Here is a 22,407-nt window from a genome sequence, read left to right on the forward strand (position 1 = left end):
GTTTGCGACCAGTGTAGGCGGGGGTTTGGAGCGATTATTAAATTTTTTTAATCGTGAAGGGCATGCTCTGGCCCTCTACAGGGCCTGGCGGGCAGTCAGCACCGGCCGACCCTCGGTGTTGCGGCTCAGGTATACCGGCAACACTTTGGGCAGGGAGGTCACCAGATGATCGATTTCCCGGGTATTGAATACACCCCCAATGCGCAGTTTGCCGGTGGCGCTGTCGGCCAGGGCGAGGGGAGTGTCGAGGTAGCGGTTGATCAGGGGCAAGGCGTCAGCCAGTGACAGGTTGTCCAGCACCAGCTGGCCGTTGCGCCAGGCCAGCTCGGAGGTGACGGCCGCGACCGGGCCAATTTGCGCGGCATGGTCGCCTGCCTTGTAACGCGCCTGCATGCCCGGCTCCAACCGCAGGCCATCGCCACTCAGGCGCTTGTTGCTGGTGACCAGCACCGAACCTTCGAGCAGGGTGATCCGCACCTGGTCTTCGTACATCCACACATTGAACTGGGTGCCTGTGACACGCACCTGGCCTTCTGCCGCCTGCACCAGAAACGGGTGGGATGCGTCGTGACTGACCTTGAAAAAGGCCTCGCCCTTGCTCAGGGTCACCTGGCGCTGATCCTTGTAGTTACTGAAGGTCAGTTGGCTGCCCAGGTTGAGTTCGACCTGGCTGCCATCGGGCAGTGTCACCGTCCTGGCACTGGCATCGGCGCTGTAGCGCTCATGGGCATTGGGCACCCAGCCCAGTTGCCAGCCGCTGTAGGCCGCCACGGGAAGGGCGAGCAGGGTAATGGCGGCGGCCACGGCAAAGCGCTGCCAGGTGCTGCGGCGCGGTGCGGGAGGCATTGCAACCACCCGGGCTGGAGCGGGGGCCGGGCGTGTCAGGTGCGCACTGATGTCCCAGACATCCAGCATCGCTTCATATTCCAGCGCGTGGAGGGGGTTGGCATTTAGCCACACAGCGAAAGCTTCACGTTCCTGGCAGGTGCAGTCGGGCTCATGCAAACGCAGGCACCACTGAGCCGCAGCTTCGGTGATGGCCTCGTTTTCAGCGTCTGTGTGGCGTGTTTCACTCATTGATATTTCCCGGTTTTGCGCATTCTAACCCCGTGCCAGAGCTAACGAGAACATGAGCCATGTCAAAAGCATGTCATTTAGCCCTATGGCCGGGTTTTTCTCTGCTACGGTTGTTCCAGTCACATTGAGTACCAGACGCAACATCAATTAATGGAGTTAAGACAATGTTGAAGAAAACCTTTGCTGCTGTGATCACTACTGCTGCTTTGTTGGGTGCCGGTGCAGCGATGGCTCAGCCTGTTGATCCGAACTGGGCATTCTCCAAGGAGTTGGTCGAAGTTCTCAAGAACAAGAACGGCTACACCGTGATCAAGAAAATTGAAGCCCAGGACCCGGCTGCCGGTATCTGGAAGGCCGAAGGCATCAAGAAGGTCGATGGCCTGGAATACGAAATTATTTTCGATTCGACCGGTAAGGTAATTTCCGAGAAGAAAGACTGATTCCCGGTACCTGAAACGAATCGTGCACTGAGCGTTTCTACCCGGCCCTGATCGTTTGTTTTGACAGGGTCGGGTGTTTTTACGCCTCAGGTTTTCTGCCGGGCCAACCATTGTTCGCGAGTTATTCCCCACAGCTCGCATGGCAGCCTGCCGCTGACAAAGTCTTTCTCTTCCCTGCCTATCAAGCGCATTCCGCCTCGCTCGGAAATAAGTCGTGAAGCCGTATTGGGCGCCGCTTTGGGCACGTGCATGCACGCGCGGTGCAAGGTCTTGAACCAGTAGGCATCGACCACCTCGCAGGCTTCGCTCATCAACCCCTGACCCTGCCATTGCGGCGCCAGCCAGAACCCCCGGTTGTTGTCCACGGCATCCATCAGGCTGATGCTGCCAATCAGCTCATCTGGCTCTGCTAACAGGCGAATCGTCCAGTGCCACTCTTCGCTGCGGGCCATGGCTGGCAGCGCCACGTCACGCACATAGCTCAGTGCGCCATCGTCCGGGTAGGGCCATGGCACGACTGCATTCAGGTAGCGCACGACTTGCCAGTGGGCAAAGCGCCTCTGGATGGCGGGCGCGTCGCTTAGTTGCAGGGGTTGCAGTACCAGTCGCGAGGTCTGGAGGGTAGGTAGGGGCTGCATCATGGGTGGCTCCTTGCCATTGGTTTGCGTCGAGAGTACCGCGCAATGCCATCCATAAAAAAGCCCCCGTTAAACGGGGGCTGTATGGGGATAGTTGCGCCTGGCGATAATATCAGCCGTTACTGCAACCATTGCCCATCACGCGATACTCAAGAATATGACGCTGACCCTGGTGGTCTTCGTAGGTCATTTGTGCGGGCACTACTTCACAGACGTCGGCAGTCGGTGACACGCTGATAACTTTGGCAATATCCAGGTCGGTGGCATAAGTGTAATGCTCGACCACCGGTTGTAGTTGCGTAACTTGAAGTTCGTCAGCAGCCGCCAGGGTAGAAAAGCCAATAAGTGCAAGAGCGATCAAACGTTTCATTTATAAGACCTTAAAACAATCACGAATCACTGACTTCAGTTGCCATGGTGGCGGTCGAAGTTGTTACGCCGTGGAGTAAGTGGCGTAACACGAAGTACCGTGCCCTGTTTCAGTGTTGCGTTGAGGGATGTACATAGAATACGCGCGCTGCGTATTGATTAAAGTCAAAAGATCGTCATGGAGTCTTTCCGGATCAGTAACAATCGACGCTTTTTCCGCTGCGCCACGAAAAAGCCCCCTCAAAGAGGGGGCTGGGGTCGCATCCGTGCGTGCAACCATTGAACTTTAGTGGGTGCTGCAGCCGTCGCCCATCACCTGGTATTCAAGGGTGTGGCGCTGGCCCTGGGAGTCTTCATAGACCATGGTGGCCGGTACCACTTCACACACCTTGGGTATGTTGGACAGGCTGACCACCCGCGCAATATCCAGTTGGGTACCGTAGTGGTAGTGTTCTACAGTCGCAGGCTGAACAGTGGAAGTTTCACCTGCAACAGCCAATGTGGCAAAACCGGCGAGAAACAGTGCAATAAGATTTTTCATGTGATTGGCCTCTAAAGTAATCAAGATTTAAAGCTGACTGACTTCATTTGCCGATAAGGCGGGAAGAAGTTACGACACCCGGCAAGGTCGCCGGGTGCGTACGAAGTACCGGAGTTTCAAGTGCAACTGATAGTTGAGTCATGTGAGTAAGGTTACGCTGATTTGCAAAAGTAAAAATAGCTGATGGCAAAATGCTCTGTTACCACATGGGTAACAATGTGAGGGCCCTGCGTTATTTTTCAAGTGCCTGGGTCGTCTCCTGGCTGGCATACTGGCCTCTCTGGTTCAGGAGCCATTTATCGATATGAATGTCGTGTCCCCCCTTAATGCCTATCAACAAGCTGTCGAACACCAGGGCTTTGTCCACGACCCCGCCCAATGGGTTGCAGTCCAGGCCTTGCAGCGCTGCCATGAGGCCCTGCACTCGGGTGCGCAGCCGGTCAATGGCGTGTATTTGTGGGGGCCGGTGGGGCGGGGCAAAACCTGGTTGATGGATCAGTTCTATCAAAGCCTGCGGGTGCCCGCACGGCGTCAGCATTTTCATCATTTTATGCAATGGGTACATCAGCGCCTGTTTCAGCTGACCGGTACGGCGGACCCGCTGAAGACACTGGCTAAAGGCTTGGGCGCGGAAGTGAAGGTGCTGTGCTTTGACGAACTGTTCGTCAATGACATTGCCGATGCGATTATTCTTGGGCGTCTGTTTCAGGTGATGTTCGATGAAGGCGTGGTGCTGGTTTGTACCTCAAACCAGCCACCGAACGACCTTTATGGTCACGGTTTTAACCGTGATCGTTTTGCTCCCGGTATTACGGCGATTCTCAAGCATATGGAGGTGGTGGCGGTAAACGGTATTGAAGACCACCGCCTGCATCCCGGCATTGCACATCAGCGTTACTGGGTGACCGGGCCGGGCCGGCCGAGTGCCATAGAGCCGGTGTTCAGATCCTTGACCGAGGGCCAGGCGGTGTCTGACCAACCCATTGATGTGGGCCATCGCTCGCTGAACGTGGTGCAGGCCAGTGATGGGGTGCTGTGGTGCAATTTTCATGAGCTGTGCGAGCAGCCGCTGGCGGCCACTGAGTTCATGCAGATTTGTGATCGTTACAAGGTCATGTTGCTCAGCGAAGTGCCCTGCCTGAGTGCCGAGCAGCGCGAAGGCAAAATAGCCCGTGGTACGGAAGACGGGGCGGTGAAGGTCGAGGCGGGGGATCGTGAGCTGCCGCAACTGTCAAAATACGATGACAGTGTGCGGCGTTTTATTGCCCTGATCGACGAGTGCTATGACCGCAAGGTACCGGTGTGTATTGAAGCGCAGGTGCCGATGGATCATTTGTATACCCAGGGGTACCTGGAGTTTGCCTTTCGCCGCACCTTGAGCCGGCTGCAGGAAATGCAGTTGCAGCGGTTTGGCCTCCAATAACCCGTGATTGCGTGGGCCGTGTAGTCGCTGACTCGCGGAGCGAGGCTGCGAGGGGGGCTTGAAAGCAATGGGAGGGTGCCCCTTCTGAACGTGTCCAGCCGCTCGCAGCCTTCGTTCCTCGTCAGCGACTACAAGGGGCTTGAAGGATTCAAGGTCAATCCCACGCTGGCGCAACGCTCTGCGGGTTGGTCAGGCGATGGCCGCGGTCCAGGGCTGCAATCCGGGCCATGTCGTCATCGCTCAGTTTCAGTGAGCAGGCCTTGAGGTTGCTCTCAAGGTTGCTGCGCCTGGTCGAAGACGGAATCACCGAATAGCCCAATTGCATGGCCCAGGCCAGGGTCACTTGTGCCGCAGTGGCGTTATTGCGGTCGGCAATGGCCATGATCACTGGATCTTTAAGCACTTCGCCGTAAGCGAGGGTCATGTACGAGGTTATATGGATGCCCTGGCTTTGTGCGAATTCCACCACTTTGCGGTTTTGCAGGTAGGGGTGCAATTCGATCTGGTTGGTCGCGATATTTTCCGCGCCCACCGCGGCAATGGCTTCTTTCATCAGGGCGATGGTGAAGTTCGAGACGCCAATCTGCCGGGTCAGGCCCTTTTCTTTGGCTTCAAGCAATGCGCCCATAAACTCGGCTACCGGCACTGCATTGTCAGGGCTCGGCCAGTGAATCAGGGTCAGGTCCAGATGGTCGGTGCGCAGTTTTTTCAGGCTCTCTTCAAGGCTGGGGATCAGTTGCTCCCTGGCGAAATTACTGACCCAAATTTTGCTGGTGATAAACAGTTCGTCACGCGCCACGCCGCTTTCGGCAATGGCCTGGCCGACTTCAGCTTCATTTTCGTAAATCTGTGCGGTGTCGATGGCGCGGTAGCCCAGGTCCAGGGCATTGCTGACCGAGTCTATGACTACCTGGCCTTTAAGGCGAAATGTACCGAGGCCAAATGCTGGAACTGTCATGGATATCTCCTTGGTGGACGTAAGAATGAGGTTGAGTATCCTCGCCCTTCACCGGCGGAAAAACCGCTGGCCAAGCAAAGCACTCTTGACCACAGATCATGAATCTTCAGCTGACCCCCCCCCCCGACTGCCACCCCATTAGCGGTTTGCCGATTGGGATGCTGCTGAATGTTTCGCAGTTGTTTGAGGAGGTGGGGTTTAAATCTATATGAGAATTACTATAAATTACATCTACAAAAGTGCCATCATCACGCCGTTATCCCATTAGATCTGTTTCTGCGCTCATGGAGTGTTGCCGCTGCTGTTGCGGCCAGGAGTCCTGTTGGAAAACTACTATCGCGAACTGGTGGGCTTTTTGAGTGCCAGGCTGGGTAATGCCCAGGCGGCCGAAGACGTGGTGCATGACGCTTATGTGCGAGTGCTGGAGCGTTCAGGCGACGAGCCGATCGCGCAGCCACGTGCTTTTTTGTATCGCACTGCACTTAATCTGGTGATCGACGGCCATCGCCGCAGCAGCCTGCGCCAGGCCGAACCGCTGGAAGTGCTGGATAGCGAAGAGCGTTTTTACAGCCCCTCGCCTCAACTATTAATGGACCACGACCAGCGCCTGGCCATGATCCAGAAAGCCCTGGCTGAGCTGCCTGCGGCGTGTCGCGAGTGTTTTCTGCTGCGCAAGATCGAAGGACTGTCGCACCCTGAAATCGCCGAACGCCTCGGGGTATCGCGCAGTGTGGTCGAGAAGCATATCGTTAACGCCATGAAGCATTGCCGAATCCGTATCAGGCAGTGGGACAACGCCTGAGTGGCGCTAAAAAATCAGATTGCATGACATTTCAGAGATGAAACTGAACTGCGCCTGAAGAACTTTCTTATATGCACACCACAAACCCCACCAAGGTTTAATCTCGAAAACGTCGCGCATAAGCAGTTGGCGTCTTGGTTGGGCTGTTCTGGCCTGATTGCCCAAGTCCACTTATCGACACAGAAACGTATGTGATTACGCCCCTCCAGTGGCAGGTCGCAGCACGTTGCATGCGCGTGCCTTTTGGCTCGCTCACGAGTTTGACCCCATGAACGAAGGCCTCAGATCAATGCCGGCTGCGCAGGTACTCTGCATGGCGTGAGCGCAGGCGGCGCAGGAGCAGCACCATGAAACTCTCCCTGAAAGAATTTTTCGCCGGCTTTTTGCGGACTCGCCATATTGGCCGGCATTTCCGGCGTCTGGTCCTGCTCGACAGCCTGACCAACACCACGGTCAACCGCGAAGTACCACCCACGCTGGCACAGATGCTGGTGGTCGCGGCCAACAGTGACAGCGCGGTACTGATCGACAACCTGGGCACCCACACCGACGGTTTGAGCGACGCCGAGGTCGATGTGCTGCGCGATCGCCACGGCCTCAATGAGATCGAACACGAGCAGCCGCTAAGCCCCTGGATACACGCGTGGCATTGCTACAAAAACCCGTTCAACTTGCTGCTGACCTTGCTCGCCGCAGTTTCCCTGGCCACTGATGACATTCAGGCGGCGGTGGTGATCGGCACCATGGTGGTGCTGTCGACCGTGCTGCGTTTTTGGCAAGAGGCCAAGTCCAACAAAGCCGCCGATGCGCTCAAAGACATGGTGAGCAACACCGCGACGGTGATGCGTCGCGATTTCAGTGCAGACGCTTCGCCCGTGTTCGGCAAGTTTTCCGGCGCCTCACGCCAGATCAGGGGGGCGCAGCGTATCGAGCTGCCGATCAAGCAGTTGGTGCCGGGCGATCTGATCGTATTGTCTGCTGGCGACATGATCCCGGCAGATTGCCGGGTGCTCAGCGCCAAGGATTTGTTCGTCAGCCAGGCCGCGATGACGGGCGAATCCATGCCCGTGGAAAAGTTTGCGCGTCAGCTCGACAGCCAGACCAGCAACCCGCTGGAACTGGACACTATTTTGTTCATGGGCACCAACGTGGTGTCCGGGGCCGCCACTGCGGTCGTGCTGACGACCGGTAATAACACCTATTTCGGTGCTCTGGCGCAGCGCGTCGGGACCACTGAGCGCGGTGCGACCTCATTCCAGGCCGGGGTCAACAAAGTCAGCTGGTTGCTGATCCGGTTCATGTTTGTGATGGCGCCGCTGGTGCTGTTTATCAACGGCTTCACCAAGGGCGACTGGACTGAAGCCTTGCTGTTCGCACTTTCCGTTGCGGTGGGGCTGACTCCGGAAATGCTGCCAATGATTGTGACCTCGACGTTGGCCAAGGGAGCCGTCTTCCTGTCGCGTAAAAAAGTCATCGTCAAACGCCTGGATGCCATCCAGAACTTTGGTGCGATGGATGTACTGTGCACCGATAAAACGGGGACCCTGACACAGGACAAGATTTTTCTGGCCCGGCATGTGGATGTCTGGGGGCAGGAGTCTGACGACGTACTGGAAATGGCCTACCTCAACAGCTATTACCAGACCGGGTTGAAAAATCTGCTGGACGTGGCAGTACTGGAGCACGTCGAGGTCCACCGCGAATTGAACGTGGGGACGGCCTTCAGCAAGGTCGATGAAATTCCGTTCGACTTTACCCGTCGGCGCATGTCGGTGGTAGTGGTCGAGCAGGACCGGCCGCACTTGCTGATCTGTAAGGGAGCTGTCGAGGAAGTACTCTCCGTATGTAAGACAGTTCGTCATGGGGAGAAGGAAGAAACTCTTGGCGATGAACTCTTGGTGCGCATTCGCCAAGTGACTGCGGCATTCAACGAAGAGGGCTTGCGCGTTGTGGCCGTGGCTGCGCGGTCCATGGCTGATGGGCGTGACGCTTACAGCCTGAGTGATGAGCAGGAGTTGACGTTGATTGGCTATGTGGCGTTCCTCGATCCGCCCAAGGAGAGCACCGCACCGGCGCTTAAAGCCCTGGCCGAGCACGGGGTAGCGGTAAAGGTTCTGACAGGTGACAACGAGCTGGTTACGGCCAAGATCTGTCGTGAGGTGGGCCTGGAGCAGCAAGGCTTGCTGATGGGCAATGATATTGAACGGATGACGGATGCCCAACTGGCCGTGGCTGTGGAGACCACCAACGTATTTGCCAAACTGACACCCACGCACAAGGAACGCATCGTGCGTTTACTCAAGGCTAATGGCCATGTTGTGGGTTTTATGGGTGATGGCATCAACGACGCTCCGGCACTGCGCACGGCGGATATCGGCATATCGGTGGACAGTGCCGTGGATATTGCCAAGGAAGCAGCTGACATCATCCTGCTGGAGAAAAGCCTGATGGTGCTGGAGGAGGGCGTGCTGGAAGGGCGTAGAACCTTCGCCAATATGCTCAAGTACATCAAAATGACAGCCAGTTCGAACTTCGGCAATGTGTTCTCGGTGCTGGTGGCCAGTGCATTCATTCCTTTTTTGCCGATGTTGCCAATGCATTTGCTGGTTCAGAACTTGCTGTATGACGTGTCACAAATTGCCATCCCGTTCGATAACGTCGATGAGGAAATGCTGAAAAAGCCACAGCGCTGGCAGCCTGCGGATGTAGGCCGTTTCATGCTGTTTTTTGGGCCGATCAGTTCGATTTTCGACATCCTGACGTTTGGCTTGATGTGGTACGTGTTCAAGGCCAACACACCTGAACACCAGACCCTTTTCCAGTCGGGCTGGTTCGTGGTCGGGTTGCTGACTCAAACCCTGATCGTGCACATGATTCGCACGCCTAAAATCCCGTTTCTGCAGAGCCGCGCAGCGATGCCGCTGATGGTGATGACAGGGGTGATCATGGCAGTGGGCATCTTCCTGCCGATGGGGCCACTGGCGGGCTACTTCAAATTGCAGGCGCTGCCGCCGCTGTATTTTGTGTTCTTGCCCGTGATTTTACTGGCTTACATGGCGCTGACCCAGGCCGTGAAAAGCTTTTATATTCGCAGGTTTGGCTGGCAATAAGGCCTGGCCGGGGCAGTTGGCCGAAAAACTGCAGTCTTTTGTCTTTGCGTGGGCCCTGGTCTTAAAGGGCCGGTGTGATGGATCAACAGACTGCAGTGATTTACCCACAACCATTTGGAAGATTAAGAAAATTCGCACATGACGTGTAGCTATTTCCCTTCTCGTAAATCGTATTCGATTAGTGATTATGCGCGGCGCGATTGCGAACGGGCTATGTGTGTTATGCGCGAATATTGTCGCAATGGTGGACGCTGATTGCAGGATTTATCCTATAATTTCAGTATCACTCATTCGGTTGTTTTTTTGAGAATAACCAATTGAACCTATTCAAAACGATACATTCACGCCTGACATACGCTGATGCCCGGCTTACTACTAGAGGGTTAAATGTATGAGAGTGTTGATTGCTGATGATCATCCACTTATTCGATCGGCGATGAAGTTGTTGCTGGAGAGTGATGGTCATGAAGTCGTGGCTGAAGCAGACAATGGCGCCGATGCTGTTCAATTGGCTCGCAAGCATAATGTTGACTTGATCATCCTTGATATCACCATGCCAGGCCTGGATGGTCTGGAGGTGATCAACAGAATCAGGGCTTCGGAGGTTAAAAGTCGCATTTTGGTGGTCACGTCCCAATCCCCCCTGTTTTATTCGCAGCGGAGCATGAAAGCAGGGGCGGCAGGTTTTATTACCAAAGGCCAGGATCTCACTGAGTTGATGAGAGCGGTAAAAGTAATCATGGACGGCTATACCTTTTTTCCATTTTTGGCGGCCAGCTCAGTGCGAAACAGTGATACAAGTATGAGCGACATAGAATTGATACAGAATTTGTCGGCGCGAGAATTGTACATACTGCAACAGCTTGCCCGGGGCCTGAGTAATAAGAAGATTGCTGAAGATATGATTCTTAGCAGCAAAACCATCAGTACTTACAAGGCGCGCCTGATCGAAAAGTTGAATATAAAATCGGTCGTCTACTTGGCTGAATTTGCCAAGCGCAATGATTTGATTTAATTGAACATCCTTCAATGTCTGGGGCTTGCAGGGCTGCTCCTGGTTCTTGGACAGCCCGTTGCAGCCGCTGACCCAAAAGTACAGACCTTGCAATTGATGGGGCGCTCCAATGTCGAGGCGTACAGCGTGGCACTTGAACCATCAGACAGGCAGTGGCTCAAGCAACACGGACCTTTGCGTCTGGGTATCTCCGCACCTGACTACGGTCCTTTTGAAATGACGGTAAACGGTCAGGACTTTGAAGGGTTGACGGCCGACTACGCGCAACTGCTGTCGCAGTTGCTACGCACTGACATTGTGGTCAAGCGTTACCCTTCAAGGCCGCAGGCGATAGAAGCGCTCAAGGGTGGTGAGCTGGATTTGTTGAGCAGTTCCAATGGTTTCGAAGCGCAATATCCTGAGCTGGTGTTAAGCCGTGCGTACGCAGACGATTCGCCTTCTCTGGTGACCCGCAGCAGTAACCAGGAGCGTCCGCCAGTTGATCTGGCGGGGCTGCGTGTGGCCATGCTGGATCACTACCTGCCGCCGCAGAAGGTCCAGGACTTCTACCCCAAAGCTACCTTGCAGTTGTATCCGTCAACCCTGACGGCCATTGGCGCCGTGGCGTTTGGCCAAGCGGATGTATATCTTGGGGATTTTATTAGTGCCAGTTACCTGATTCACAAGAACTACCTGAACAATGTGCAATTGGCCGATTTCTCGCGACTGGAAGACAACCCCTTCGCCTTTGCGGTGAATCGTAAAAATCCGGGGTTACTGCGTATCGTCAATACAGCGCTGGCGGCGATCCCAGCCAGTGACCGCATGACAATTCTGCGCCGCTGGAGCTTCGACGGGCCAAAAACGTATGCCCCATGGCAGTTTACCCCTGCAGCCAGCGAGCAGCGCTGGATAGCTGAGCATCCGCGGTTAAAAGTGGCAATTTATGATGCGTTCCAGCCACTGTCCTTTTTTGATGAGCAAGGCAGGTTCAAAGGCTTGATTGCCGATCTTTTATCCAGCATCAGTACACGCACAGGGCTTAATTTCGAGGCTGTGCGTGTGTATACGCTGGCGCAGGGGATTGAACTGGTCAAGTCGGGCAAGGCAGATGTGTTGGGGGCTATCACGAGCAGTACCGCCCGAGAAAATCAACTGAGCTTTACCCGGCCCTACCTCACAACCCCTTTTGTGCTTATTTCCCGTATCGGCTCAGAGGGACCTCAAACCCTGGATGAAATGGCTGGCGGGCGTGTCGTGATGGTTCGCGGCAATGTACTGCGCGACTTTATTGCGCAGAACTATCCGCAGGTTCAGATTCAGGAAGCAGACAACCCGCCTGCGGCCCTGGCCATGGTGGCAGAGGGAAGCGCTGATGCCGCGATCAGCGTGTTGGTCAATGCGCGTTATCTGGTTTCGCGACGCTTTGACAATCAGCTGAAAATCACCAGCACCGTAGGTACTCAACCCGAGCAGATCGGTTTTGCCACTGCCGGCAATGATCAGCAGTTAAGCGCCATTCTGGACAAGGCCTTGCTCAATATCACTCCAGGAGACTTGAGTGAGCTGACCGGTCGTTGGTTCACTGACACACCAGAGGTTGAGAGCTACTGGCTGCGCAACCGTCCTGCGATTGTAAGAGGGTTTGCCATTGCCGCGGCGTTGCTATTGGTTGCCATTGTATGGATTACCTATTTGCAGAGAGTCATAGGCAGGCGCCAGCAGCTGGTGAATGAGTTGAATGCTGCCAAGCAAAGTGCCGATGCGGCAAACCGCGCAAAGACCACCTTTCTCGCAACCATGAGTCATGAGATCCGCACCCCCATGAATGCGGTCATTGGCATGCTCGAATTGGCCATGAAAAAGGCCGACCAAGGCGTTATTGATCGTTTCGCAATCGAAGTGGCCTCAGTCTCGGCCCACGAGTTGCTCGATTTGATTGGCGATATTCTGGATATCGCGCGCATTGAGTCCGGTCATCTTTCATTGCACCCCAAACGCTCAAATATCAAGTCGCTGGTAGAAGCCGTGGCACGAATGTTTGATGGGCTGGCGCGGCAGAAGCAATTGAGCCTGGTCTGTGAATCGAGCCCGGCAGCGGATGTGGATGTGCTGATTGATCCGATACGCTTCAAGCAAATCGTTTCCAATTTGCTGAGTAATGCCATCAAGTTCACGGACACGGGGGAGGTCCGGCTGATATTGACATTGGGGCTGGCTGCAGATGCGCAGCATACAGCGATCTGTTTGCGCGTGAAGGACACCGGTGTGGGTATTTCTGAGGAAGACCAGAGCCTGCTGTTCAACCCTTTTGTTCAGTCCAGTAACAACACGCAATCTGCGCGTCAGGGCTCAGGCCTGGGCCTGGTGATTTGCCGTGAGCTCTGCGAAATGATGGGAGGTCAGTTGCACCTCAGCAGTGTTGAGGGGCTGGGCACCCAAGTTGAGATCATGATGGTAGTGCCTCTGCTTGAACATGAAGAGCAAGCTGCAGACGCCCTCGAGCAAGCCCCGGCCATTACCCGGTCGCTGAACATTCTGGTCGTGGATGATTATCCGGCTAACCGGATGCTGCTGGCCCAGCAACTCAGCTATCTGGGGCACCGTGTGTCAGACGCCGAGAATGGCGAGCTGGGCCTCAAGGCGTGGCGGCAGGGGGCTTTCGACCTAGTAATTACTGATTGCTCGATGCCGGTCATCAATGGCTATCAGTTGGCCCAGGCAATACGAGCCGAAGAGGCGCAGCTGGGAAAGGCCCCTTGCCAGATTTTTGGTTTTACTGCGAACGCACAGCCCGGCGAAGTTGAGCGTTGTCTCGATGCGGGAATGGATCAATGCCTGTTCAAGCCCATCAGCCTGAAAGACTTGAGCGCCTGCCTGGCAACTGGTCAGGCGCAGAACCTGATATATACCGATGCCGATGAATCTGATCAAGGCGATAAGATTGATCTGACGTATCTTAAACAGTTGAGTCAGGGTGATGAGCAGATGATTCATACACTTCTTGCAGAGCTTTCTACAAGAAATCGTCTCGATCTCACTGCCCTGATCGAACTCTTTTTGAAAGATGATTACGCAGGCCTGGCTGCCCTGGCCCATGGCATCAAAGGAGGGGGCAGACTTATTCAGGCCAGGAAGCTGATTGAGTGTTGCGAACAACTGGAAGCGGTTTGCCAGTCCGGAAAATCAGAAGAACTCACCGTCGCGGTCGATGCACTTCACAGCAGTATGGAGCAGTTGGCTGACGAACTTGAACATTATGCTCAAGCTAATCAATCACATGGATGACGAGGCTGCAATGCCAACAAAATCTTTACGAATACTGATTGCCGATGCAGACCCGAACGAGGCTCTGAAAATAGAAAGGGCTCTTAATATTCTGGGCTATTACCGGATCGCGCCTTTGTACCATGGCGAGGCGCTGGTAAGCCTGAAGGCAGCACCCACCAATGAATATGATGTGTTGTTGATCAGTCAGAAAATGGCAGGTGAGGTTATTGCGGATGAGGTCGAATATCGCAAGGACAACTCGCAGTTTCGGCATGTACTGATTTACACGGATGCCGACAGTTTTGTGAATCAGCTTGCCAGTGTGATGCCGATGCTGGATGTTTCTGCCAACCCCTGAAACAGGCACTTGTCTGCATTGCCGGGGCCGCGATAAGGTCTGGCGTTGTTCCAACAAACCAATGCCCGGACTCGTCAAGGAAAACCCGTAATGTCGGATGTCGTCGTAGTGCAAGCAGACTATACCAACCCGGTTCATGCCCAGGCGTTAAGGGACGTGTTGAATCACTACGCCCGGGACCCGATGGGCGGAGGTGAAGCGTTGTCGCAAACGGTATTGGCGCACTTGCCGGCAGAGCTTGCCAGGCGCCCTCATGCCTTCAGCGTACTGGCGTTCGTCAATGGTGAGGCGGCGGGTCTGGTTAACTGCTTTGAAGGCTTTTCCACCTTTGCCGGCAAACCCCTGGTCAATGTGCATGATGTGTCGGTGGTCGATACGTTTCGCGGTCTGGGCCTGAGCCAGAAGATGTTGCTCAAGGTGGAAGACATCGCCCGCGAACGCGGCTGCTGCAAGATCACCCTCGAAGTACTCGAGGGCAACCCTGTGGCGCAAGGTTCCTATCGCAAATTCGGCTTCAGCGATGGCCAGCTCGACCCGGCGCACGGGCGCATGCTGTTCTGGAACAAATATTTGTAACTGTAGAAAAACCTTGTAGCAGTTGACGAGCTACAAGGTTTGCCTCCTCTGCCTACAGTGTCCACTCCAGGCCAATGCTCACCGTCCGCGGATCACCCCAGAACACGCCGTTATAGAAACCTACGTTTTCGTAGTACTTTTCATCGAACAGGTTTTTGACGTTCAGGGATGCCGAGACGTGTTCGTCAAACTTGTAGCGGGCCATCAGGTCGACCAGGGTGTAGGACTTCTGAGTGATGTCTTCCTTGAAGGTAATCGGGTTGCCTTTGTCATTTTTCTCGCCGGTCGGGCGATTGGCGGCACGATAGATATCGCTTTGCCAGTTGACGGCCGCCCCCACGGTCATTGCATTCCAGTCCCCAGGCAGGCGGTAGGTGCTCGAAATCTTGAGCATGTTCAAAGGCGCTGCAGTATTCATGCGCTGGCCTGCGGCGTTGCGCGAATGGGTGTAGGTGTAGCCTGCAAGCATATTCCAGTCGCGCATCACTTCACCGGCCAGCTCGACTTCGAAACCGTTGATCTTGTTGCCCTTGCCGCCGGATTTGTAATATTCCTCGCCCTTGGGGCCGCGTGGTACTGAGTCATCGATTTCCGGCACATTGTCCTGCTTGCTCCAGAACACCGCCGTCGACAGGTTGAGGCGCTCCTGCAAGAAGCTACCCTTCAGCCCCAGCTCATAGTTGCTGCCCACCACCGGCTCAAGGTAGGAGTTGCTGGCGTCCTTGCTGGTGGTTGGCTTGAAGATGTCGGTATAACTCGCGTAGGCCGTCAACTCGTCGGTGAAGTCGTACAGCACGCCGGCGTAAGGCGTAATCACATCGTTTTGGGTCTGGCTGACTTTCGGGGCAGGGAAGTTGGTGCTGGAGCTTTGCCAGCTGCCATACCGGGTGCCCAGTACGGCATGCCATTGATCGGTCAGGTTAAAACGCGTGGCCAGGTAGCCGGATTTCTGCTTGATGACGTCGTGAGTCCCTTCAATACCGGTATTGAAATCCTGATATTTGGGAATCGCGCTCATGTCTTGCCAATTGGGGATGTTGTAGTAGTCGTCCGGGTTGAGGTCAACCATCAGGGGCGAGGTGTTGTCGTTCTTGGCCTGGCCATAACCCACCATCAACTCGTGATCACGCCCGAACAAGGGGTAGGTGCCCGAGATATTGACGTCAACGGCGCTCATCTTCTCTTCGCCGATAAAGTGGCTGGCATAGGCCGACATGCCCGTACCATCGGGGTTGGGGAAGCCGCCGCCGGCGTAATAAACCTTACCTTCAGCGTCGCTGGTGCGATGGGTGTAGGCTGCTTTGAGGCGCCAGTCATTGACCAATTGCTGGTCGAGGGTGGCGAAGGCGGTTTTGTCCTTCATCGGCCATGAACTCCAGGAAGTCGCCAGGTTGGTCGAGCGCCCGAAATTGGCTTTGTCGCCCGAGCCGGTCCAGTAAGGTGTGGTGCCCCAGGAAGAACCCTTTACCTGCTTGTCCTGGTAGTCGTAACCCACGGCCAGAACAGTGCTGTCGCTCAGGTCGGCTTCCAGAATGCCGTAAGCCACTTCGCGCTTGAGGGCGTAGATATCGCGAAACGATTTGCTGTCGCGATAGGCCAGCACCGTGCGCCCGCGCAGGCGGCCGTCGAAGGCCAGCGGGCCGCCCACATCGACATAGCTGTAATAGTTGTCGTAGCTGCCGCCTGAAGCACCGGCCTTGGCCTGCAACTGGTGGGTAGGGCGTTTGCGGATCATGTTGATGGTGCCCGACGGGTCGCCCGCGCCGGTGGTCAGGCCGGTGGCGCCGCGCACTACTTCAATACGGTCGTAGATAATGGTGTCGGCATCGGTCTTCATAAAACTGAAGGTGTTGAGCATGCCGTCAATCTGGAAGTTATTGATGGTGTAGCCGCGGGACGAGTAGCTGACCCGGTCCGAGTCGTTGTGCTGTACCACAATGCCTGTGGTATGGCGCATGGCTTCGGTCAGGGTGTTGAGGTCGAAGTCGTCCATTTCCTGACGGGTGACGACCGAGATCGACTGCGGAGTTTCGCGAATGCTCAAGTTGAGTTTGGTCGCGGTACTGGTCGAGCCCGTGGTGTAGGAACCGGTATTTTCTGTGGTGGCACCCAGGCCCTGGGCTGTGACGCTGGTGGTGCCCAGCTCCAGTGAGCGGGTCGTTTTCTTGACCTCTTCCTGCTCGGTATCCGCCAGTAATTGCGGGCATGCGGCGCTGCTGATGAGGCCGAGGGTGAGGGTCATGGAACGGGTGATTGGCGCGAACATCGCTGCCGACTCCTTGTCGTTGTTATGAAGTTGTTCAGTGCTTCAAACGAATGACAAGGCGCGGAGTTAGGCGAAAAGAGAATTATTTGTAAAGAAGTGTCGGAAACCTGCGGGGCGCGCCGTGCGCCCCGCACGTTGATTATTGCTGGACCACGTTGGCAGGGGCGGGCTGTTTTGGCTTGATCAGGCTGAAGTCGATCAAGGCCTTTTGTGGGCGCGAGTAGGGGTCGCCAATCAGCTGCGGGCGGGCGACAAACGTGTCGCTGACCAGGCTTTTCTTGTCGTCCAGTTCGTCGGCACTGAGGCCCGCCAGGTCTGCCCAGGTGTGGATAAACTGCGAGCTGCTGTAAGGTCGCCCGAGGTCGGCAGCAAAATTCCAGGCATGGTTTTCACGCCACTTGGGCGAGGCCCAGGCCATAAACGGAATGGTGTACATCGGGGCTGTCGGCTTGGCCTCGTTGCGGCCCAGCGTCGCGTGGCCGACCGAGTCGAACACGTCTTCACCGTGGTCCGACAGGTACAGCAGGAAACCATTGGGGTCGGTCTTGGCAAAGTCCTTGATCAGGCTCGATACAACAAAATCGTTGTACAGAACGGCATTGTCGTAGCTGTTGTAGGTGGGTACTTGTGCATCGCTCAAACCGGCGGGTACGCCACTACGGTCGACAAATTTGTCGAAGGTCGGTGGATAACGGTACTGGTAGCTCATATGCGTACCGAGCAGGTGAATCACGATCAGCTTGCGCGGGGCGCTGTCGGCCAGGATCTTGTTGAAGGGCTCAATCACGTCGCCATCATACTGGCGGGCGTTCTGGTTGCGGTTGTTGTTGAGGTAAACCTGCTGGTCAGCCTGCTCGGAGAAGGTCGTGAGCATGGTGTTGCGCTTGGTCATGGTTTGCTGGTTGGTGACCCAGAAGGTTTTGTAACCGGCTTGCTTCATCACGCTGACCAGTGACGGGGTGCTCAGGTACAGGTCGGGGTTTTCTTCGTCGGCAAAGGTCAGCACTTGTTGCAGCGCTTCAATGGTGTAGGGCCGCGGTGTCACCACGTTGTCGAAAATGGCCAGTTGATCGCGCAACTTGTCGAGGTTTGGCGTGGTTTCGCGCTGATAACCATACAGGCTCATGCGCTGGCGGTTGGTGGACTCGCCAATGACCAGTACCAGGGTAGTCGGCTTGCCGGCCTCGTTGTCCTTGAGGTTGGTCAGCGGCGGGATCTTGCTGACGCTGGCGAGCATGCCCTGCATGTTGTCCAGTTGCTCCAGGTAGCGGCGATAAGCTACTAACATCTGCCACGGTACTGCAGGTTCAACACGGCTTTCGAAGCTTTCCATGGCCGTGGCCAGGTTGTCGTGCTTGATCGTCTGTTTGACCAGCGGGTAGCCGATAACCGCCACCAATATGGCCACCGCTGCAGCCCAGGCCTGCATGCGCGGCAAATACACCGGGCGCAGGCGGGTCCACAGAAACACCGCAAAGGCGGTATGTGCCAGGAATGCCAGCACCATCCACCAGGCAAAGTACTGGGTCATGTATTCGCCAGCTTCAGAGATGTTCGACTCGAACATGATGAAGATGACGCTTTGCGAGAATTCCTGTTGATAGATAAAGAAGTAGCCCAGGCTGGCCATCGAACAGGCCCACAGCACGACACCAATGACCGCCGCCATTGCCCGGGTGTGCCTGGGAAACATCAGCATCGGGGCCAGCCAGATGGCACTCATCACAAAGGCTTGGCGAAAGCCTGAGAACCCGGAAGTGCCAGTCAGCTGGATAAGCAGTTGGGTAATGCCGGAAAAATACCAAAAGAACAGGAACAGCCAGCCAAGGCCTGCCCAATCGAATCCCTTCGCAGATGTATTACTGCGTTTGAACATCCCCATACAGCGCTCCAGCTGATAACTACTTGAATGGTCAGTGCCATGTAGCCAGGCACAGCACATGAGTACTGCCTCAAGAGTGGGCAGTCACAAAGTGTTTAAGTATCGCCAAGGGGATGTGAAAACTTTGTCACCCATGATCGGGCTGGTAGACATGGATCGGTCTTGTCGCACCTTGAAAATGTTACGTTTTTTGCAGTCTTTACTGCTTCGTCCGTCTGTTGAGTGTATTGAATCGGGAATCTGCCCTCCAGCTTGTGCGAAACTATGCAGCATGTGTCAGGGCTGATCCTGATCGGGCACCTTGGGCAATGCTGCACCGAGGTGCTGTACACCTATTTATTTGTCGTTGGGAGCAACAGTACATGCAGTTGGGAATTATTGGATTGGGCCGTATGGGCGGGAATATCGCGCGGCGTCTGATGCTCAATGGGCATACAACCGTGGTTTTTGACCGCAATACCGACTTTGTCAGCGCTCTGGAACAGGAAGGCGCCACCGCCGTTGCCGATTTGCCAGCGCTGGTCGCAGGCCTGGCCAAACCCCGTGCTGTCTGGGTCATGCTGCCTTCCGGTGCGCCGACCGAAGACACCATCGAGACTTTGAGCGAGTTGCTGGACGCCGATGACATCATCATTGATGGCGGCAACACCTTCTACAAGGATGACATTCGTCGTTCTCAGTCGCTGGCCGAGAAAGGCATCCAGTACGTTGACGTGGGTACATCGGGCGGCGTGTGGGGCCTGGAGCGCGGTTATTGCATGATGATCGGCGGAGACAGCGCTGTCGTGAAACATCTGGACCCGCTGTTTGCAGCGCTGGCGCCAGGCATGGGCGATATTGCGCGGACCAAAGATCGCACCTCTGACGATGACCGTGCCGAGCGTGGTTACATCCATGCTGGCCCGGCTGGCGCTGGCCATTTCGTCAAAATGGTGCACAACGGTATCGAGTACGGCTTGATGCAGGCGTACGCCGAAGGTTTCAACCTGATGAAGATGAAAGGTGGTGAAAACCTGCCTGAAGAGCAGCGTTTTGACCTGAACCTGGGTGATATCGCTGAAGTCTGGCGTCGTGGCAGCGTGGTGTCTTCCTGGTTGCTGGATTTGACCGCCGATGCTCTGGCCACTGATGAGCCGCTGGATGGCTACTCGGGCGCCGTCGCAGACAGTGGCGAAGGCCGCTGGACCATCGAGGCCGCAATGGAGCAGTCGACCCCGGTGCCAGTGTTGTCGCAAGCCCTGTTTGCCCGCTACAGTTCACGCCAGCAAAGCCTCTATGGCGACAAATTGTTGTCAGCCATGCGCTTTGGTTTCGGCGGCCACGTGGAGACGCCTAAAAAATGACCGATCTGTCCAGTAAACCTGATGCCAAGCCTGCGCCGCCCACCACTCTGTTTTTGTTTGGTGCCCACGGTGATCTGGTCAAGCGCTTGCTGATGCCGGCGCTGTACAACTTGAGTCGTGATGGTTTACTGGACGGTGGCCTGCGCATTGTGGGCGTCGACCACAATGCGATCAGTGATGAGGGATTTGCCAAAAAGCTGGAAGACTTCATTCGCAATGAAGCGTCCAGCAAAGTGGATCATCCTGACGGCGAGGGCTTGAATGCCGCTCTATGGGCCTCGCTGGCGAAGAACATCAGCTATGTGCAGGGCGATTTTCTCGATGACAGTACCTACGCGGCGCTGGAACAGAAGATTTTCGCCAGTGGCACCGCCAATGCGGTGTTCTATCTGGCTACTGCACCGCGCTTTTTCAGCGAAGTCGTGCAGCGGCTGGGCGCCAGCGGGTTGCTCAAGGAAACCCCGGAGGCTTTTCGCCGGGTAGTCATTGAAAAACCTTTTGGCTCTGACGTGCAAACAGCCCAGGCATTGAACGAATGCCTGCTGAGCGTCATGAGCGAGAAGCAGATCTACCGGATTGACCATTACCTGGGCAAGGAAACCGTCCAGAACATTTTGGTCAGCCGTTTCTCCAACGGGCTTTTCGAAGCTTTCTGGAACAATCATTACATTGACCATGTGCAGATCACGGCGGCAGAAACCGTCGGGGTTGAGACACGTGGCAGTTTTTACGAACACACCGGCGCCTTGCGCGACATGCTGCCCAACCATCTGTTTCAACTGCTGGCGATGGTCGCGATGGAGCCCCCTGCGGCCTTTGGTGCCGATGCGGTGCGCGGTGAAAAGGCCAAGGTGATTGGCGCAATCCGCCCCTGGTCCAAAGAGGATGCGCTGAAGAACTCGGTGCGCGGGCAGTACACTCAGGGTGAGTCCGGCGGCAAGCCGGTGGTGGGTTATCGCCAGGAAAACAATGTGGCGGCCGACAGCAGCACCGAAACCTTCGTTGCGCTCAAGGTGATGATCGACAACTGGCGCTGGGTGGGCGTGCCGTTTTATCTGCGCACCGGCAAGCGCATGAGTGCGCGGGACACTGAAATCGCCATCTGCTTCAAGCCTGCGCCTTATGCGCAATTCCGTGACACCGACGTTGAACGGTTGCAGCCCAACTATTTGCGGATCCAGATCCAGCCCAATGAAGGCATGTGGTTTGACCTGCAGGCCAAGCAACCCGGGCCGGGGCTGAAAATGGCCAATATCGAGTTGGGTTTTGCGTACAAGGACTTTTTCCAAATGCAGCCTTCAACAGGCTACGAGACCTTGATCTACGACTGCCTTACTGGCGACCAGACCTTGTTTCAACGTGCGGACAACATTGAAAACGGCTGGCGGGGTGTGCAACCTTTTCTGGATGCGTGGCAGGAACAAACGGACGTGCAACCGTACAAGGCCGGTGAAGACGGTCCTGAGGCCGCTAAAGAATTGCTGGGTCGCGATGGGCGTGTCTGGCTCAACATAGGATGAGTGACGTGAAGCAAAACCCGATTGAGCTGGTGTTGTGTGACATGGATGGCACCCTGCTTTTACCTGATCACAGTATCAGCCCGCGCAACCTGGCGGCAGTCAAGGCGCTGCAGGCCGCCGGCATTCATTTCACCCTGGCTACCGGCCGCCCGCCACGGGCCATGCGCGATTATATCCGGCAGTTGGGGGTTGAGCTGCCGACTGCCGGGTTCAATGGCGGGGTGCTGGTCAACGCCGATGGCAGCGTGCTGCAGTCCCACCATGTGCCGTACCAGGCCGTACTCAAGACACTCGAGTTTTTGGCCGGGCATGACGTTGAGGTCTGGGTGTTTGCCGACGATGAGTGGCTGTTGCGCGACCCGACGGGGCCGATGGTTGCCCACGAGCAGCAGGGCCTGGGTTATGCCCCGCTGGTAGTCGAGAGTTTTGAACCCTACCTGCACCGGGTGGACAAGATCGTGGCCACTACCGGCAATGCACCCTTGTTGGTCGAGCTGGAGCAGCGTTTGCAGCAGTTACTGCATGGGGAGGCCTCTGCCAGCCGCTCCCAGGCCCGTTATCTTGATATCACCGCGCTCAGGGCCAATAAAGGCGATGCCCTTGCCACGCTGGCCGAACACCTGGGTGTGCCTCTTGAGCGCACGGTGGCGATTGGTGATGGCGGCAATGATCCGGCCATGTTCCAGCGTGCCGGGCTGTCGATTGCCATGGGCCAGGCCGATGCGCCTATTCGCGAGCAGGCGATGCATGTCACCGGCAGCAATACTGAAGATGGCGTTGCCCAGGCGATCGAGCGGTTTATCCTGACGCGCTGAAGGGGGCTGTGACAGGTCGTTTTGT

18 protein-coding genes are annotated in these 22,407 nt (G+C 55.9%); 11 read left to right on the forward strand and 7 right to left on the reverse strand.

What is annotated here, in order from left to right; translation table 11 throughout:
• Nucleotides 1–75 precede the first annotated feature (75 nt).
• Nucleotides 76–1,077: a FecR family protein gene (locus tag PPTH39_RS14330; protein WP_095020888.1), complete on the reverse strand. Its 1,002-nt coding sequence runs from the start codon at nucleotides 1,075–1,077 to the stop codon at nucleotides 76–78.
• Between the two features lie 164 nt (nucleotides 1,078–1,241).
• On the opposite strand from PPTH39_RS14330, the gene PPTH39_RS14335 reads away from it, so the two are divergent.
• Nucleotides 1,242–1,517 (forward strand): PepSY domain-containing protein, encoded by a 276-nt coding sequence (locus PPTH39_RS14335; RefSeq protein WP_095001661.1) that lies wholly within the window; start codon nucleotides 1,242–1,244, stop codon nucleotides 1,515–1,517.
• A gap of 86 nt (nucleotides 1,518–1,603) precedes the next feature.
• Here PPTH39_RS14335 and PPTH39_RS14340 read toward each other — a convergent pair whose 3' ends face one another.
• The 3 genes from PPTH39_RS14340 to PPTH39_RS14350 all read right to left on the reverse strand — a co-directional run bounded on the left by PPTH39_RS14340 (nucleotide 1,604) and on the right by PPTH39_RS14350 (nucleotide 3,065).
• Entirely contained in the window at nucleotides 1,604–2,155 is a 552-nt protein-coding gene (locus tag PPTH39_RS14340; RefSeq protein ID WP_095001660.1) for a GNAT family N-acetyltransferase, read from the reverse strand.
• Between the two features lie 112 nt (nucleotides 2,156–2,267).
• Nucleotides 2,268–2,525: a DUF2790 domain-containing protein gene (locus PPTH39_RS14345; protein ID WP_095022884.1), complete on the reverse strand. Its 258-nt coding sequence runs from the start codon at nucleotides 2,523–2,525 to the stop codon at nucleotides 2,268–2,270.
• 285 nt (nucleotides 2,526–2,810) lie between these two features.
• On the reverse strand, nucleotides 2,811–3,065 hold the full coding sequence (locus tag PPTH39_RS14350) for a DUF2790 domain-containing protein (protein ID WP_095001658.1): 255 nt from the start codon (nucleotides 3,063–3,065) through the stop codon (nucleotides 2,811–2,813).
• A gap of 304 nt (nucleotides 3,066–3,369) precedes the next feature.
• Here PPTH39_RS14350 and zapE point away from each other — a divergent pair, with 304 nt between their 5' ends.
• Nucleotides 3,370–4,488, forward strand: coding sequence for a cell division protein ZapE (gene zapE / locus PPTH39_RS14355; RefSeq protein WP_095020886.1), 1,119 nt, complete (start codon nucleotides 3,370–3,372; stop codon nucleotides 4,486–4,488).
• Between the two features lie 154 nt (nucleotides 4,489–4,642).
• Here the strand turns inward: zapE and dkgB are convergent, their stop codons facing one another.
• Entirely contained in the window at nucleotides 4,643–5,446 is an 804-nt protein-coding gene (dkgB, locus tag PPTH39_RS14360) for a 2,5-didehydrogluconate reductase DkgB (RefSeq protein ID WP_095020885.1), read from the reverse strand.
• A 322-nt stretch (nucleotides 5,447–5,768) separates the two neighbouring features.
• Between dkgB and PPTH39_RS14365 the strand changes: the two genes are divergently transcribed.
• The 6 genes from PPTH39_RS14365 (at nucleotide 5,769) to PPTH39_RS14390 (ending at nucleotide 14,556) form a co-directional block, all read left to right on the forward strand.
• Nucleotides 5,769–6,248: a sigma-70 family RNA polymerase sigma factor gene (locus PPTH39_RS14365; RefSeq protein ID WP_095019296.1), complete on the forward strand. Its 480-nt coding sequence runs from the start codon at nucleotides 5,769–5,771 to the stop codon at nucleotides 6,246–6,248.
• Between the two features lie 347 nt (nucleotides 6,249–6,595).
• On the forward strand, nucleotides 6,596–9,358 hold the full coding sequence (gene mgtA / locus PPTH39_RS14370) for a magnesium-translocating P-type ATPase (protein ID WP_095001653.1): 2,763 nt from the start codon (nucleotides 6,596–6,598) through the stop codon (nucleotides 9,356–9,358).
• 391 nt (nucleotides 9,359–9,749) lie between these two features.
• Nucleotides 9,750–10,373, forward strand: a complete 624-nt coding sequence (locus PPTH39_RS14375; RefSeq protein WP_095001652.1) for a response regulator transcription factor — start codon at nucleotides 9,750–9,752, stop codon at nucleotides 10,371–10,373.
• Complete coding sequence (locus PPTH39_RS14380) at nucleotides 10,374–13,640, forward strand: transporter substrate-binding domain-containing protein (RefSeq protein WP_095026525.1); 3,267 nt, start codon at nucleotides 10,374–10,376, stop codon at nucleotides 13,638–13,640.
• The gene (locus PPTH39_RS14385) at nucleotides 13,612–13,980 is read left to right on the forward strand and encodes an ANTAR domain-containing protein (RefSeq protein WP_232527641.1); all 369 of its coding nucleotides are present in this window, start codon (nucleotides 13,612–13,614) and stop codon (nucleotides 13,978–13,980) included. Before PPTH39_RS14380 ends, PPTH39_RS14385 begins: the two co-directional genes overlap by 29 nt.
• A gap of 90 nt (nucleotides 13,981–14,070) precedes the next feature.
• Nucleotides 14,071–14,556, forward strand: coding sequence for a GNAT family N-acetyltransferase (locus PPTH39_RS14390; protein ID WP_095019294.1), 486 nt, complete (start codon nucleotides 14,071–14,073; stop codon nucleotides 14,554–14,556).
• Nucleotides 14,557–14,608: 52 nt separating this feature from the next.
• On the opposite strand, the gene PPTH39_RS14395 is transcribed toward PPTH39_RS14390, so the two are convergent.
• Both PPTH39_RS14395 and PPTH39_RS14400 read right to left on the reverse strand, forming a co-directional pair.
• The gene (locus tag PPTH39_RS14395; RefSeq protein ID WP_130872119.1) at nucleotides 14,609–16,822 is read right to left on the reverse strand and encodes a TonB-dependent siderophore receptor; all 2,214 of its coding nucleotides are present in this window, start codon (nucleotides 16,820–16,822) and stop codon (nucleotides 14,609–14,611) included.
• 139 nt (nucleotides 16,823–16,961) lie between these two features.
• The gene (locus PPTH39_RS14400) at nucleotides 16,962–18,704 is read right to left on the reverse strand and encodes a phosphoethanolamine transferase CptA (RefSeq protein ID WP_095001648.1); all 1,743 of its coding nucleotides are present in this window, start codon (nucleotides 18,702–18,704) and stop codon (nucleotides 16,962–16,964) included.
• Nucleotides 18,705–19,066: 362 nt separating this feature from the next.
• Between PPTH39_RS14400 and gnd the strand changes: the two genes are divergently transcribed.
• The 3 genes from gnd to PPTH39_RS14415 are packed head-to-tail and all read left to right on the forward strand — an operon-like array spanning nucleotide 19,067 to nucleotide 22,382.
• Nucleotides 19,067–20,047, forward strand: a complete 981-nt coding sequence (gene gnd / locus PPTH39_RS14405) for a phosphogluconate dehydrogenase (NAD(+)-dependent, decarboxylating) (RefSeq protein ID WP_095001647.1) — start codon at nucleotides 19,067–19,069, stop codon at nucleotides 20,045–20,047.
• Nucleotides 20,044–21,567: a glucose-6-phosphate dehydrogenase gene (gene zwf / locus PPTH39_RS14410; RefSeq protein ID WP_095001646.1), complete on the forward strand. Its 1,524-nt coding sequence runs from the start codon at nucleotides 20,044–20,046 to the stop codon at nucleotides 21,565–21,567. Before gnd ends, zwf begins: the two co-directional genes overlap by 4 nt.
• Nucleotides 21,564–22,382 carry an HAD family hydrolase gene (locus PPTH39_RS14415; protein ID WP_153400021.1) on the forward strand — a complete coding sequence of 273 codons (819 nt, stop codon included), beginning with the start codon at nucleotides 21,564–21,566 and terminating at the stop codon, nucleotides 22,380–22,382. The genes zwf and PPTH39_RS14415 overlap by 4 nt, the downstream gene beginning before the upstream one ends.
• The last annotated feature ends 25 nt before the right edge of the window (nucleotides 22,383–22,407 follow it).

Source organism: Pseudomonas bubulae, from assembly GCF_900618535.1.
GTDB lineage: Bacteria > Pseudomonadota > Gammaproteobacteria > Pseudomonadales > Pseudomonadaceae > Aquipseudomonas > Aquipseudomonas bubulae.

Coding starts and splice junctions, on each gene's coding strand:
- PPTH39_RS14330 (WP_095020888.1), bottom strand. CDS start 1,077: ATGAGTGAAACACGCCACACAGACGCTGAAAACGAGGCCATCACCGAA.
- PPTH39_RS14335 (WP_095001661.1), top strand. CDS start 1,242: ATGTTGAAGAAAACCTTTGCTGCTGTGATCACTACTGCTGCTTTGTTG.
- PPTH39_RS14340 (WP_095001660.1), bottom strand. CDS start 2,155: ATGCAGCCCCTACCTACCCTCCAGACCTCGCGACTGGTACTGCAACCC.
- PPTH39_RS14345 (WP_095022884.1), bottom strand. CDS start 2,525: ATGAAACGTTTGATCGCTCTTGCACTTATTGGCTTTTCTACCCTGGCG.
- PPTH39_RS14350 (WP_095001658.1), bottom strand. CDS start 3,065: ATGAAAAATCTTATTGCACTGTTTCTCGCCGGTTTTGCCACATTGGCT.
- zapE (WP_095020886.1), top strand. CDS start 3,370: ATGAATGTCGTGTCCCCCCTTAATGCCTATCAACAAGCTGTCGAACAC.
- dkgB (WP_095020885.1), bottom strand. CDS start 5,446: ATGACAGTTCCAGCATTTGGCCTCGGTACATTTCGCCTTAAAGGCCAG.
- mgtA (WP_095001653.1), top strand. CDS start 6,596: ATGAAACTCTCCCTGAAAGAATTTTTCGCCGGCTTTTTGCGGACTCGC.
- PPTH39_RS14375 (WP_095001652.1), top strand. CDS start 9,750: ATGAGAGTGTTGATTGCTGATGATCATCCACTTATTCGATCGGCGATG.
- PPTH39_RS14385 (WP_232527641.1), top strand. CDS start 13,612: ATGCTCAAGCTAATCAATCACATGGATGACGAGGCTGCAATGCCAACA.
- PPTH39_RS14390 (WP_095019294.1), top strand. CDS start 14,071: ATGTCGGATGTCGTCGTAGTGCAAGCAGACTATACCAACCCGGTTCAT.
- PPTH39_RS14395 (WP_130872119.1), bottom strand. CDS start 16,822: ATGTTCGCGCCAATCACCCGTTCCATGACCCTCACCCTCGGCCTCATC.
- PPTH39_RS14400 (WP_095001648.1), bottom strand. CDS start 18,704: ATGGGGATGTTCAAACGCAGTAATACATCTGCGAAGGGATTCGATTGG.
- gnd (WP_095001647.1), top strand. CDS start 19,067: ATGCAGTTGGGAATTATTGGATTGGGCCGTATGGGCGGGAATATCGCG.
- zwf (WP_095001646.1), top strand. CDS start 20,044: ATGACCGATCTGTCCAGTAAACCTGATGCCAAGCCTGCGCCGCCCACC.
- PPTH39_RS14415 (WP_153400021.1), top strand. CDS start 21,564: ATGAGTGACGTGAAGCAAAACCCGATTGAGCTGGTGTTGTGTGACATG.